At 58.5% G+C, this 13,260-nt stretch carries 10 protein-coding genes and 1 pseudogene; 3 read left to right on the forward strand and 8 right to left on the reverse strand.

The window, feature by feature from the left end; translation table 11 throughout:
• Positions 1 to 75: 75 nt before the first annotated feature.
• Together ada and A3AI_RS0108670 are read left to right on the forward strand one after the other, a co-directional pair.
• The gene (gene ada / locus A3AI_RS0108665) at positions 76 to 1,158 is read left to right on the forward strand and encodes a bifunctional DNA-binding transcriptional regulator/O6-methylguanine-DNA methyltransferase Ada (protein WP_036047761.1); all 1,083 of its coding nucleotides are present in this window, start codon (positions 76 to 78) and stop codon (positions 1,156 to 1,158) included.
• Between the two features lie 148 nt (positions 1,159 to 1,306).
• Positions 1,307 to 1,522 (forward strand): hypothetical protein, encoded by a 216-nt coding sequence (locus A3AI_RS0108670; protein ID WP_024515214.1) that lies wholly within the window; start codon positions 1,307 to 1,309, stop codon positions 1,520 to 1,522.
• A gap of 38 nt (positions 1,523 to 1,560) precedes the next feature.
• On the opposite strand, the gene A3AI_RS0108675 is transcribed toward A3AI_RS0108670, so the two are convergent.
• The 5 genes and pseudogenes from A3AI_RS0108675 to A3AI_RS0108690 all read right to left on the reverse strand — a co-directional run bounded on the left by A3AI_RS0108675 (position 1,561) and on the right by A3AI_RS0108690 (position 9,014).
• The gene (locus A3AI_RS0108675) at positions 1,561 to 3,879 is read right to left on the reverse strand and encodes a TonB-dependent receptor (protein WP_024515215.1); all 2,319 of its coding nucleotides are present in this window, start codon (positions 3,877 to 3,879) and stop codon (positions 1,561 to 1,563) included.
• Positions 3,880 to 4,407: 528 nt separating this feature from the next.
• The gene (locus tag A3AI_RS0108680) at positions 4,408 to 5,802 is read right to left on the reverse strand and encodes a lipopolysaccharide biosynthesis protein (protein ID WP_024515216.1); all 1,395 of its coding nucleotides are present in this window, start codon (positions 5,800 to 5,802) and stop codon (positions 4,408 to 4,410) included.
• Positions 5,803 to 5,937: 135 nt separating this feature from the next.
• Positions 5,938 to 6,306 (reverse strand): annotated as a pseudogene (locus tag A3AI_RS50190) (group II intron maturase-specific domain-containing protein); the annotation flags it as partial.
• 261 nt (positions 6,307 to 6,567) lie between these two features.
• The gene (locus A3AI_RS42405) at positions 6,568 to 7,503 is read right to left on the reverse strand and encodes an ATP-grasp domain-containing protein (RefSeq protein ID WP_198030077.1); all 936 of its coding nucleotides are present in this window, start codon (positions 7,501 to 7,503) and stop codon (positions 6,568 to 6,570) included.
• Positions 7,504 to 7,775: 272 nt separating this feature from the next.
• Positions 7,776 to 9,014 (reverse strand): NAD(P)-binding domain-containing protein, encoded by a 1,239-nt coding sequence (locus A3AI_RS0108690; RefSeq protein ID WP_024515218.1) that lies wholly within the window; start codon positions 9,012 to 9,014, stop codon positions 7,776 to 7,778.
• A 1,222-nt stretch (positions 9,015 to 10,236) separates the two neighbouring features.
• Between A3AI_RS0108690 and A3AI_RS0108700 the strand changes: the two genes are divergently transcribed.
• A complete protein-coding gene (locus A3AI_RS0108700) occupies positions 10,237 to 10,749 on the forward strand; it encodes a hypothetical protein (RefSeq protein WP_024515220.1) in 513 nt (170 codons plus the stop codon).
• Positions 10,750 to 11,285: 536 nt separating this feature from the next.
• On the opposite strand, the gene A3AI_RS0108705 is transcribed toward A3AI_RS0108700, so the two are convergent.
• The 3 genes from A3AI_RS0108705 to A3AI_RS0108720 all read right to left on the reverse strand — a co-directional run bounded on the left by A3AI_RS0108705 (position 11,286) and on the right by A3AI_RS0108720 (position 13,074).
• A complete protein-coding gene (locus A3AI_RS0108705) occupies positions 11,286 to 11,489 on the reverse strand; it encodes a DUF1127 domain-containing protein (protein WP_024515221.1) in 204 nt (67 codons plus the stop codon).
• Between the two features lie 98 nt (positions 11,490 to 11,587).
• Positions 11,588 to 12,184, reverse strand: coding sequence for a GNAT family N-acetyltransferase (locus tag A3AI_RS46085; protein ID WP_084800863.1), 597 nt, complete (start codon positions 12,182 to 12,184; stop codon positions 11,588 to 11,590).
• Positions 12,185 to 12,687: 503 nt separating this feature from the next.
• Positions 12,688 to 13,074 carry a GYD domain-containing protein gene (locus A3AI_RS0108720; RefSeq protein ID WP_024515223.1) on the reverse strand — a complete coding sequence of 129 codons (387 nt, stop codon included), beginning with the start codon at positions 13,072 to 13,074 and terminating at the stop codon, positions 12,688 to 12,690.
• Positions 13,075 to 13,260: the final 186 nt, after the last annotated feature.

A 13,260-nucleotide genomic window follows, 5' to 3' on the forward strand; every position in this document is an offset into this window, starting at 1 on the left:
GCATCATCAGCTCACGCCGACGCTCAGCCACGATCCGGCACCATGAAGCCATGCAATATGACCACAGCGCCCACTATGACCCCGCTCTCCGCGCCGCCAGTGGCAAATGATCCCCGATGGGCACGAATTGTAACGCGCGACCGGACTGCCGACGGCCATTTCTGGTATTCGGTTTCGACAACTGGCGTTTATTGTCGACCGTCGTGTCCGTCGCGCGCCGCCAACCCGAGGAATGTTCAACTTCACGACACCCTGGAAAAGGCCAAGGCAACCGGCTTCCGGCCTTGCAGGCGCTGCAAGCCGGACGGCCCTTCGGTCGAATCTGAGAATGCGGCCCTGGTTGCAAAGGCGTGCCGGATCATCGAGGAGAGCGAAGAGGCGTCGTCGCTGGCTGAACTTGCAGATGCCATCGGTCGCAGTCCGCGCTACTTCCACCGCATATTCAAGACCGCGACCGGCCTGACACCCAAGGACTATGCCGCAGCACACCGCGCGAAGAGGGTCCGGCAAGGATTGGCCTGCGGTAACACCGTCACCGAGACGATCTATGAAGCCGGTTTCAATTCCAGCGGCCGATTCTATGAGAAGGCACCGGAGATGCTGGGCATGACTCCATCCCACTATCGCGCTGGTGGCGTGGATGAGGAGCTCAGATTCGCTGTCGGGCAGACGTCTCTGGGCGCCATCCTCGTTGCATCGAGCAAGAAGGGAGTCGCATCGATTCTCATGGGAGACGACCCTGACGAGCTCGTCCGCAATCTTCAGGACAGCTTTCCAAAAGCCCATCTCATCGGGGCAGACCGCAACTATGAGGCCTTGGTCGCGCGGGTCGTCGGCTTCGTTGAAGTACCAGCCATCGGCCTCGATTTGCCTCTCGACGTTCGCTGCACGGCCTTCGAGCGACGTGTGTGGCAGGCCCTCAAGGAGATCCCCGTCGGAGAAACAGTTTCCTATGCCGAGATCGCCCGCCGTATCGGTTCTCCGAACGCCGCGCGTGCGGTTGCCGGTGCGTGCGCAGCAAACAATCTGGCGGTCGCCATTCCCTGCCATCGCGTTGTCCGCAATAACGGAGAGCTTTCGGGATATGCCTGGGGCGCCGAACGCAAGCGCAAGTTATTGGACCGCGAACGATCGTCCTGCGATTCCTCGTCCATCTAACGACAGAGGCATCGACACTGCCGAACGTGCCGAGATTTGAGGCGCGGCTTCCGATTTGAGAGGAAGAAGCGGAGTGCTCCGTCATCGCGTGCATGGCAGGGATTGGCCTCAGGGCGGGCTCCATGCAGCCCCGAGGAGATGACGAACCATGACATCCTTTCTGAGCTTCCACGCCGCTGCCGCCGCTCGCGGCGACGGCCTTCTTCCCGAGCTTCTCGCTCTTGTGCAGGCTGCGGTCGCGTTTCACACCGAGCCTGTGTCAAAAGACGAAGAGACTGCCCGAACGGACCCGAAACCGGCATCGGCCGATGTCCAGGCAGGCGACGCCAACGTTTTGCTCGTAACGCTGGCGTCTCCCCGCTGACCCCTCGATCGCGTGCGTCGCGATCGGCTGACTTGGCTCTATTCGTGATAGCGAACGGTCAGGAGGGCGCCCAATCCCTCGCCGACGAAGCCGCCGGCACCGTTGGCGGCGACGAAATAGCGCTCGTTGGTAAAGTTCTTCACGTTGAGCGCGACGCCCCAATTGGCGTTCTCCCAGCCAACCATCGCGTTGCCGATTACGTAGGCGGGCACGGAGTTCACATTGGTCGTGTCGCTATAGGTCTTGTCGCGGTAGTTGGCGCCGATTCCGATCTGGAATCCGGGGATGCCTGCGATCGCGAATTTATAAGTGCTCCAGAGGTTGGCCATATACGGCGGCACGCCCTGCGGGTGATTGCCGATAGTCGTCACGGCCTGCGGCGCCGACGTCACCACCGCCTGCAGTGCGGTGGCATTGGCAAGCAGATGCCATTGATCGGTGATCTTGGCGTCCAGCGAAGCTTCCACGCCGTTGGTGAGCTGGCTGTCAAATACAACCGTCTCCACCCCGTTGAGGACCAGGAGCGCTGCAACGTTGTCCCGCGAGATGTTGAAGGCCGCGGTGCTCAGCACGACCCGCTCGTTCAGGAAGGAGAAGCGAATCCCGGCCTCGTATTGCAGCGCCGATTCCGGCGCGCCGATGCCGTTCTGGGTGTTTTCCGAGTTGAAGTTCGTCAGATAGCTTCTGGAGGCGCCGATGTAGGGCGCCATCCACGGCGTCACGTGATAGAGCGTGCCGACGTTCCAACTCACCGGCTTGTCGTCGCGAAACAGGGGAACGCCGGCTACGATCGGAACGCCCGTGCTGGTGAACAGGCTCGGGGCGGGATTGGTGGGCGAGGTCGGCACGGTGATCAGCGGATTGAGCTCAGTGTTGTACCAGTCCTGGCGGGCGCCGACGCGCAGCTTCCATTTTTCAGTTAGGTCGATCTGGTCTGTCGCATAGAGGCCGTAGTAATTCGCGACAAGATGGTTCTGATCGCAGGAATGCTTAGCGTCGCACTGGAACGTCAGGCTATTTGGCGACAGCTCCGGCGGGGTCGGCGCAAAGATGTTGGTGATGTTCGGCAGATCGGCGGTCACGCGGTTGGTGTCCATCAACTGGTGCTGGTACTCGAACCCGGTCAGCAGCGTGTGATGGACCGAGCCGGTGTAGAACTTCCAGACCGGCTCGAACTGATAGTCATAAAACGCATCTGAATCGTCCTGCGAGCGGAGCTGACGGCCGACCAGTTGGTTGCCGACGATGTGGGTGCCGGTCGCACTCATGCTGTCATTGTTGCGCATCACGTCGATGTCGCGATGCGTGTAGGAAAAGCGGTTATTGATGGTCAGATAGTCGGAAACGTTCCATGCGTCGGTCAACGTTGGGCGGATGTAGTCCTGGTTCGCGAAAGAGAATGGCGTCGAATATTTCGCACCGGTCGAGACGCCGTTGATGGGCGAGCCATTGAGATAGATCAGGCCGTAGGCATCCGGCGTCTGCTCGATATGGCGGGCGTCAAGCGCGAAAGTGAGGGTGTGGTCCTGCACATGCCAGGAGAATTCAGGGCGAATCTCGTAGTCGCGGTAACCCAGATCGCGAAACCCCTGCGCGCCGCCAAAGGTCGCATCGACGCGATAATTGAGCCCGTCGATTGTCGTCGGCCCCGTCACATAATTGCTATTGACGATGGTGCTGAACGACCCGAATTGCAGACTCGATCCCCAGTGAAAGACCGGCGACGGATCATAGTGAACGACGTTGACGGTGCCGCCGGGCGGCCCACTTCCAAACAGCGCGGAGCCCGGTCCTTCCAGGATTTCGATACGTCGCACGCCGTTCAGCGAATGCGTGAGGCCGCCAAGCTGATCGCCATCGGAGAAGCCGTCGGTGTAGACCTGCGCATTCAGGCCACGAACTAGGAAATGATCGAAATAGCCGAGCGAATCCTGGCCGCCGGTATTGATGCCGCTGGCGTTGACAACAGCATCCCTGAGCGCGATAGCGCCCTGCTCGGTCAGGACTTCCCGCGGGATGATCTGCACGCTCATGGGCAGGTCCCCAAGCTTGGTTCCGGTCTTGCCGACACCCGGCACTTGCTGCAACGGGGGGCCCGAATTGTTGTTGTTCGGACCGTTGCCATCGTCAGCGGCAATGGCGGTCTGCCCCGCGGGCTTCGGCCGATTGTTGGCACGCGTCGTTCGGCGCCTCGCCGGCCCATTCGTGTTCGCATTCGCGGTTTGCCGTGGTTTTGCGCGTTGCTGCGGCGCCTCGACCTGCACCGGGGGCAACTGCGTCGGACTGGTCTGCGCACGCGCAGAACTGACCGCGAATGCCGGCAAGGCGACGCAGACAATTCCGACGCAACGAGACATGACGAAATGACTGCCCGGGTGCTTGCCACCCGGCCACGTTGTTTGCGGCCTCACCACACTATTCCCCCGGCACAATTTAGAATCGAACTAACCGGACCGACGACGGTTCGTCGCGAGCCCATGCGGCGGACAACAAGCGCCGCGCCGTGGTATTCCGCAATCAACGACAGCGTGTGGCTTGAATATTTCTAAATTTGAAACGCCTCGGCGTTACAGGTGAAATAAATGGAGAATCCGATGGCTCGTCATCGCGGCCATCGTCGGGAACTTGGCGGTCGAGGCCAGCGTTTCGTTGCTTCATGCGAATTACATCGCCGCGACAGGCGAGCCAGTGTTGCGAGCCCTCATGCGACACAGATGCCGGATACCGCGACCTTCTGGGAGACGACCTTAACTCCGGTAGCCGCAAGCCCGGTGAGTTTAGCCAGTCGTTGATGTGGGCGGCCGGGGGACTTCCTTAAAGGCATGTCTCGTTCTTACCTTTCGGCTAAATTCATCAATGTTCGGCCCTCCGGGTTTTCCCTCATTTTACCGCCTCAGCATCGCTCGCGCATGGGTCCAGACCACAGCCGCGGATCCGGAAACATTGGCAACCTGGCGCGCGAGGTGATCGAGCGGCAAATCAAGTCTGCGTTTGAGATAGCTCAGCATCAGGGCCGAGCTTGCGATCTCTCCGAAAATGCCGGCGAACAACACCGCCGGCAGTCCAAGCATCGGTACGAAGGCGGCGCCGACGACAAGCGAAAGGCACGCGATGGCGAGCCCACCGAGGGCCGCGCTGCGCATCGCATTGAGGCTGATAAGGACCTGCGCCGCGACGCGGCCCGGCAGGTAGGCCGCCGACATCGCCAGATACAGTGCCATGAACCCATGATGGAAGGCGATACGGTCATGCGTCCACCATTCGAAGATGATTGGTCCAAGCGCCATCAGGAACACGCTGACGCCGAGGAAAGCCAGGACGGACAGCTGGGCAACGATGGCGATCAGGCGGACAAGCTGTTCGCCTTCGCCGCGTCCCGCAGCGTGGCTGATTTCGACGCCGGCCGGTGCAATCAGCGCAATGAAGAGCTGATCGACCAGCCGCATGGCCGTTGCGTAGACCGCATAGACCGCGACCGCAGAGCCGCCGAGAAGCATGCCCAGCACCAGACGCGGTCCTTGCACGAGCACGCCCTGCGTAGCGAAATTATAGCAATTGAAGCCCAAGCCCGGCTTCAATTGACGGAGAAGCCATTCCGCGTCCATCAGGCGAGGATTTAACCTGGCCCAGGGAGCGGCGGCACGCGCCATCAGAGTCACGATGAAGAGGTCGAGACAGGAAAAACCAGCCATCAGGGCAGCTAGGTAGACGGGGCGCGCGTTCAGAAGCGCAACTGCAGAGATCGCCGAAACAAGTTCCAGCAGCTTGGCGCCAGCGGCGCTGTTGTATGACAGCCCATAGTTGCCCCGGCTGTACAGAATGGAGGCCATGATGCCGCGCAAGGTTTCAAAATTGAGCTGCAGCGCGCCAAAGCCCAGGATCAGCGCTAGATCAAGCCGCGAGAAGTCCGTCAGGTTGAACCAGACCGACAAAGGTAGGATGCTCAGCGCTGCAACCAATGCAGCAAGCAGAATGGGAAAAGGTCCCAGCGCCAGATTGCAGGACATCTGGAAGCTGCGCTGCGCGCGCGCCTGATTTTGCGAGGCCACAGCCATGATGATGTCGTTGATGACTGTCGACACGAGCCCCAGGGTCGCATAACCAAGGCACGAGACGATGGCGCTGATCGTCATCCATTGGCCGTATCCTTGGACCCCCCAATGGGCAATCAGCGTCGGCACCAGCAAGACAGCATTGAGAGCGACCGCAACGCGCCACAGCCCTTGCCCGACAAGGCCGATCGCAAGGCGCCGGACCAGGCTAGGCTTGGTTTTGCCCATGGTTAGCGATCGTCCTGGCTGAAGACACCACGTTCATTTGTCTTCTGGAACTTCCGAAAACCTGCCTCACATAGTCTCTATTTACCCTTGATCCCGCATCATCGGGAATCCGGGCAGTTTTTGCGTTAATATGATTCACCAGTAGCTTACGCCCAATATCACCCCGGTCCCACGTCGAACTGGCTTAAGAAAGGGCCTCGATTTGGCAGAAAAGGTCCCTGTTCCTGATACGCTTCCTCTCGCATTCTGCTGGTGGGCAATTACGACCCTGACCGTCAGCATTCGATGCTGCGATACCCCGTCTGGCTGACCAAGGCCCCTTCGATCGGGCCAGCGGCCGCACCGAGGACCGAGATCCGTCCTGTGCTTGATGCGCAACCAACGGCGCAACCGCACAGCGGTGTAGTTGTCGGTCGCCCGATACGTCTTGGTGACGGTGCCTACATTGAAGTAGTTCGCCCATCCGCGCAGCGTGCGGTTCAACTTCGCCACCAACTCTGCGGTGCCTTGCCCCTGTCCCGGTTCGGGCCGTCAACGCATGAATGGTCTCCACCATGCGCTTGATGCTTTTCTTCGATGGCCGGTCCCCCAGGCGCGCCTGGCGAACCGTTGCGTCCGTTATCGGGACGAAGGCTGTGCACTGGGGCGCCACCTGCATTCGCCACAAGCGCTCTCCTCTACAGAGATTCGAGCTATCATATAAAGCGACGAACTTGCGTTCCAGATGACTAGTTACGGTATACCTTAACGATCTCGAAGGAGGTGTCATCTGAACGCCGAGATTTTGGAGGAGATAATCTGGGAGATACTCCTACTATGTGCGAAATAACGCACCAACTCCGGCTCCTCAAACGGCACATCGTGAATGGCCTTCGAGAGCCATTCGCTGGCAGGATCCCGGTTCCATTCGTTGGGGAATAAGGCTACTTCATCGGTTGACCATCGATCCGAAGAACTGAGAACTTCCTTGTTGCAAATTGCACCGAACAATGCCGATGGCAAATCTGGGCTGTCGTAACTTGGGAAATGATTGATCTGAGTAGCCCGCGGATTAATCTCTATTAGGTTCGCCTGCGGCTTGCACTGATCCAATACGAAGTCAAAACCAAAGAACCCGGAGAGCTGCAGATGTTTCGTGATAGAACGGGCGGCAGCGATCATCGGCTCTCCTTTAACGCGACGGACCACGGTTGCCACCCCAAAGTCGCTGCTACGTTGTAGGACCTCCACCGCCGTCGAGGCTAGAACGTCGCCCTGCCAGCACGCGACAGCACAGTTGGCCAAGCGACCAGAAACATACGACTGCACACACACTCCCCCGCTTGAAAAGCTGCTGGCTACAAAAAAAGGCTCGACGTCGCCGCCAAACAGCAGCGATTTCATGCGACGCATCGCAATTTTGTGAAGTCGCACTTTCAGAAGGCTGGGCACAACTTCGCGCGTCGTCCGGATCATAACCACATCCCAGCCTCCGGAACTGCCATCCAGCTTCAGCACGGCGGGGAGCCCATACTGTTGAATCCAGTCCAACAGGTGTCCAACGCTATCAACATGCGCGGTTTGTGGAATGTGCACGTCGGGTAATGGTGCGAGTTCGGCAAGAGACGAACGTCGAGTGACGATTTCATAGGACGATGGTGATCCCAACGACGTCTCAATGAGCGAAGCTATCCTACGCATGTCGCTGCGGTCGCGCGCCACTGATGTGTCTTTGTGCAGCCTATGCAGATGACCAACGACGCGATCGTCGCAAGGTACAATGAGATCAGGCTGGGACGCGTCGACCGCGTTCCTGATAGAATCATACGCCGCGGTCGGCCGATATTTGAATGTGCGACTTGGCGACCGCATCCGATGGACCGGATGACGCGCTGGCGCGACGGCGTCTACTGTAAAGCCTGCCTTTCGGAACGCTATCGCCAACCGGCCGATGTTGGACCAGGACATACCATGTGCAAGCAGGACACGTGGTGTCATTTCCCCGCCTGTCCATCGACCGCAGCCATTGCGCCGGAACTACGGTACGCGACAGATCGACTTAAGATTGGCAAGAGACAACGGGAGGCAAAGCTAGCGCCAAATGCAAAACGCATCATGGGCCCAAAGCTATTGGCGGCGATCGGTCCGGTGAAGAAAAGCCCTTTGACCGAGGATTCAAAGTGTCTCGACAGAACGGGAGCGTGAGTCGCGTGCGCTAAGCGCAAGAGTAGCGATTTATCGAGATAAGAAAGTCGCCGAATGTCGACACGATAACCCGTGGCGGCAATCAGATGGTCCGCGCGCACGCTGATTGCCTCGCCGGTCCTGTTGCGCAGTTCTAAGCCCACGCATCCATCGGTGATCGACGCCGCCTGCAATTCGCACCCATTTGTCACAGCGACGCGCCCGACGACCTTGTCTCTCATCGGCCATCCCGCCGCGGGTCCGAGGTGACGGCTAACTATGTGCTGGCGGAGAGCCTCAGGCATGAGGTGGAAAAGCAGGGGCGCATCCGTATAGAGCCGCGACCTCAAGCCTGGCCCGATGCCGGAGCGCGGATACCTGATACGTTGCCACAACGATCGCCTGATCTGCGGCGGGCTCGCGAACCTGAGCTTCTCGCGCCTGCAGATCAATTGAACGTCGCAACCTCGCTGCTGCAGCAGGCCCGCCAGGTCGATCGCGGACGCTCCGCCACCAATCACCGCGACGCGACGGCCTTCAAACGGACTGAGATCGTGATGATCGTAACTGTGCGAAGCAAATTCCGCCGGAAGCCTGTTGAGCGGCGGCGGCACATAGCGGAAGTGTCCAATGCCGGTTGCAGCGACCACACGACGAGCCAGGACGCGGGTCCCGTTCGCCAGGTTGAATGCAAAGCCCGCGCCCTCCTGACGAAGTGAGTCGACAATCGTTTCTTCGAGATGTGGGGCGAAGCGGTCTTTAAACGTCAGGCCGTACTCGACGAACGTCTGCAGGCGAACCGGGATTAGATCGTCGTGATATTCGATTGAACGCTCCTTGCAGAAGCGCGACAGTGGCAAATCATTTCCGGGATCGTAAAGGCTGGAGGCAAAGGCGTCGGACTTCAATAGCATACCCTCCGGCATGTGACGCTGCCACATATCCATAGGGCGGCCAAAAATTTGATGATCGACCCCTGCGGCTCGCAAACATGCGGCGAGCGCCAACCCATAAGGCCCAGCACCTACAATTGCGACGTCAGCATCCATGAAAACATCCGACTACCTGCACACATTAAAAATTAAATCACAATACAACCTCCAACCACAACCGCTTGTCTCACACGCATCCGCGCCTGATTAATTTTTTCCGAAATAGCCCGTGAGCCTGACCATTTTGCAAAATCCGAAAAATCCTTGGCGCAGTCAGTTCCTATGGCCACTGATATCGGGCGGCCCAACGCTGTCGCACCTTCTTTGAAAGTGCAGAGGGGATCGTATTCACCACCCACCTCCGGTTACGATTTTCCTGCCGTGAACGTTCTCAACGCGCGTCGCGCCCTAGCGGTTCCTCGCAGGCAGGCGTAGGCTTCGGTCCAGGCGAATGGGCGCGGCGACCGCATCCGCGTTGCCGGGGGGCTTTCTCAGAAAATCCCCCATCATTTGGCCGAGATAGGCGGCGACCCTAGAGCTTGGAGGGCGTGAAGTAAATGCAGGACTTCCCGTGCATCTACCGATGGGACCGACAAGACCGCAAGGGCTAGCTGTGCCGGGTTCTCGCGCGAGGAAACATGAACGTTGCCTCGTTGAATCTCCTGACGGCTACCGCATGGTGACTAGCCGCAAAGCGTTAGGCAAAGCGGTTGGTTTGGTTTCGGGCACACTGAGGGAAGCAACGGCGAACTGCGCAAGATCGATCCTCAAAGGGATCAAGCCTTCCGATCTGGTGGTAGAGCAACCGACAAGATTCGAGCTGGTTATCGACGTTAAGACGGCTAAAGCGATCGGCAAACCCGTGCCCCCCTCGTTGCTTGGTTCGCGCCGACGAGGTGATTGAATAGAAGCGGTTTGCTGCGGCGCATGAGTCCGGTTATGGCCCGTAGGCGACTATCGACGGTGTGGTGCAGAAGTCCGCTGTTTGGGGGTAGACGGAAATGCCGGTAAGGCTGCGCAACCGAGGCTGATGACCCATTGCTGCCGTACGCCCCAAAAGGTTGGCGCCCGTCGGGTCAATATGTAGCATCCCTTTCGCTTCAGCGGGGCCGCTAGGCGGGCGCAGGAAGGTGCGCCCGGCGGCCCGCAGGGGCCAGCGGCAGGAAGGTGACAGCGAGACGATGGCGAAGAAAGGCCGGGCCTGGATACCGCGCGACTGCACCTGCTCACGCATGCGGTGACTGATTGATCTAGCAATTGATGAAGAGTAATCTTTGGTTTGCTAGCCGCACAAATTCAACCTGCGCGTAGTTAACCGTACATCAGGGGGGGAGGAAGCATGTTCGCTAAGTCTCTACTCGTGACCGGCATAATCGGTGTGCTCTGTGTCGGGTCCGCGATCCCCGTTATTGCTCAGCAGAAAACCGAAGTTCCAAGCTCGGGGACCTTCAAGCTTCATAGTGGTTGGAAGAGCCTCGGAGAAACGATACAGGTTGCGGAGGACCACGTCGTTGGCTCTGGAAACTTCTGGGGGGTGACTTACAATGATGGGGGCACCGGCGCCTTGCACAATGGAGCCGTGGTCTGCCCGTACACCCTCGACACCGTTAAGGGCGCCGGAACGGCCCAGGGCACATGCGCTTGGGGCGACGTCGACGGGGACAAGATATTTACAAGTTATTCAGGCAGCATCTCGCCATCGGGTTCGCTGGAAGGCATGAACAAGATTACCGGTGGAACCGGCAAGTTCAGTGGCATCCAAGGTCAGGCACCGTTCCAGTGCAAGTTCCTGAATGACAAAGGTCAGGTCGCCTGCACACAGCAGTTCGAGTATCGGTTGACTTCAAAATAATGTTTCACGGGACAACAAGCTTCGCTTGAGGGGCGAATGATGTCATGGAACGCTCCGGGTAACACCGGAGCGGCTTTTTTGGCCACGCACACCCGCGCCCTTCCGCTTTTTTTTCGCACACCGCATCTCCGTGCCGATCGGCGGTTTTCAAGCTGAGAGAGGTGGAGCAAACCCGATTTTTTGAGATAAACGACAAAGAAAACTCACGCTAAAAACACCGCCGTATACGTCGACCGTAATCCACGGCCAGACCGTAGCCACGCTCGATTTCCAAAAGGTCGAATAGCGCTCAACGCTCCGGCGAAATTCCTGTTGGTAGGTCGCGCCGATGAGGACGTGGAGGTCGCCTATGGCCCGTTTGCGACATGCCGTCGGACACTAGAAATGTCTGCTCATTGGGGTAGAGCGGAAGTAATCGCCCGACAGCCAAAACGGCGCTTTTGACCCACAGCGGACGTGAAGTCGCATTCTGCAGATCATCGTTTCAAAGCCGTTGAGTTGCATGGTCGCGACCATGCCGGCGCGCGGCTGCCTGATCAAGCCCGCCAGAAGGGTTTGTCGACTTCGTCGGCGATGTCGCTCCATGAGAGGCCAACGTCGTGCAGGTCCCTGTCGGTCCATCGGGCGAGCTCCTGACGGTCCTGGTAACGCTGCCGCCAGATGTGCAGGGTCTCGCCTAGGTGGGTCCAAATTCCCAGACCATGATGATTTGCCATCATTTGGTGCGAGTGCATGGACATTTTTAGCTCCCAAAACTAATGCTGATATCGAACGTCAAGTCCTCTCCACTAGGCTCGCACACTAGCCACCCCCTGCTGCCACCATGGTGTCAGCACGATCAACGTGGGCGGCGTAGCATCGGAAAGATGGGGGGCGACGAGCCAATCTGGATTGTGGCTACGACTTCAAAGCCATGTCTTTCGTAAAGAGAGGTATTTTGCTTGTTTGAAGACCAAAGATACGCTGCCCGGTGTTCTCTATCGCACTGCTGAAGACCGTGCCTAAGGAGAGCCGCTCCATATCCCTTGTTTCGATGCGACCCTTCGACACCGATCAGCGACAAATACCAGTGCGGCTCTGTCGGCCGATAATGTTCTGTCATCTCGAACACCGCACTGACATCCCTTTGCATATCTCCAGGTAGGCTGTCTGAAATGACCGCTACGATGGGTGCACCATCGCCGCGCGCACCCGGAGGAAGCCAAATAGCAACCCCGGCTCCGTCGGGTGAGCGATGGGCCGCGCCTACTTCAAACGAACTCGCTCCAAGCGCGCGGAACAGTCGAGGGATGTGCAAAAGATACTGATCCAGGGCGTGATACATCCAGCGCGCAACCGGGTCGATTTCAAAGGCCGAAACCAGAGTGCCAATTGCCCGATTGACTTCGGCGTCGCCGCTGACAGTCGCGGTTCTCAAGTGCTTCATGTTGGCCATCCATTCCTTTGAACAAAGGACAACTGGCGGACTAGCAATCGTCACCGTGTTGCTGCAGCTATTCGTCCCGGCAATGGCGAGTAGGTTTATGCGCTCCGGAACTTGGACAGCATGAGTTACAATGGAATTTCTGGGGGCTGGAATTTGGCTACATTTGACACATGACGGGCTTCAGCAAAAAAGCTGGCCCATAGGAGGTAAGCGGACATCTGGCGAGCAGACCGAAATCGACGCTCGTGACCCACAAGTGACATCCAACCGCAAGCGCAACTCAAGCTGACGATGGCATCTAAGCCTAGTCATCATGACGTGGACGGGCGCATATGTTCGCGCATCGTCAGCGTACGACCGGCTTGAGATACACGTCCTTGGTGGGGATCTCGCCACCTTCAAATTTGCAGCGCTCGATCCCAAGCTGTTCCCGATGCTCGCCGGTTGAGCGCATGATCTTGCTGACGCGAAATGTCGTAAAGGAGAACCTCTAGGAAGTGATGATAGACTCTCTACTTTGGTTCGGCTGTAATTTCGCCAACCGACTCGACCGGCACCCCGTAGTAGTCGGCTCCGGCCGATCTGAACTTCTTCGCAAGCTCACCCGCCTGGCCGAAAGCCTTCACTGTATCATGGGCCGAGAGCGCAACGGTCGTGGTTATGTCTGACAGGCTTCCGCCAGCTGCCGCGGCAAGCACCGTCGAAACCAAGGTACGCTCGTCGGGCGCTTCGGCTATTATCAGCCAATCGTACCGTCCTAACGTAAGATACCAACCGATTAGACGACCGCCGACGGCGGCGAGCAACTCGGCAATCGCTGCGGAGCGATCTTCCGGCTTTGTGGTCATAGCGCGAACCGCTGCGGCAGTATAACGCCCTTGCGAAATGTAGATCGTCATATTGCTCTCCTGTCCAAATATTTTCTCGACCCTCTCTCATCGTGAGAGAACGAACACAATCGTAGCAGTTCGGATGTCTCCACGATAGCGAGCGATCGTTTGGGAGCTGATCTTTATCGCCAAGAATGACTCCGCCGCCGAACTGGCCAAGCCTTATATGATCCTGAAGTTCCGTCCGACCGCGCG

This window comes from Bradyrhizobium sp. Tv2a-2 (genome assembly GCF_000472425.1).
In the GTDB taxonomy this organism is placed as follows: Bacteria; Pseudomonadota; Alphaproteobacteria; order Rhizobiales; family Xanthobacteraceae; genus Bradyrhizobium.

Excerpts from the sequence above, each read along its gene's own strand:
- A3AI_RS0108680 (WP_024515216.1), bottom strand. The coding sequence starts at position 5,802 with ATGGGCAAAACCAAGCCTAGCCTGGTCCGGCGCCTTGCGATCGGCCTT.
- A3AI_RS0108720 (WP_024515223.1), bottom strand. The coding sequence starts at position 13,074 with ATGACGATCTACATTTCGCAAGGGCGTTATACTGCCGCAGCGGTTCGC.
- A3AI_RS0108670 (WP_024515214.1), top strand. The coding sequence starts at position 1,307 with ATGACATCCTTTCTGAGCTTCCACGCCGCTGCCGCCGCTCGCGGCGAC.
- A3AI_RS46085 (WP_084800863.1), bottom strand. The coding sequence starts at position 12,184 with ATGGCCAACATGAAGCACTTGAGAACCGCGACTGTCAGCGGCGACGCC.
- A3AI_RS0108705 (WP_024515221.1), bottom strand. The coding sequence starts at position 11,489 with ATGTCCATGCACTCGCACCAAATGATGGCAAATCATCATGGTCTGGGA.
- A3AI_RS0108675 (WP_024515215.1), bottom strand. The coding sequence starts at position 3,879 with ATGTCTCGTTGCGTCGGAATTGTCTGCGTCGCCTTGCCGGCATTCGCG.
- A3AI_RS0108700 (WP_024515220.1), top strand. The coding sequence starts at position 10,237 with ATGTTCGCTAAGTCTCTACTCGTGACCGGCATAATCGGTGTGCTCTGT.
- A3AI_RS0108690 (WP_024515218.1), bottom strand. The coding sequence starts at position 9,014 with ATGGATGCTGACGTCGCAATTGTAGGTGCTGGGCCTTATGGGTTGGCG.
- ada (WP_036047761.1), top strand. The coding sequence starts at position 76 with ATGACCCCGCTCTCCGCGCCGCCAGTGGCAAATGATCCCCGATGGGCA.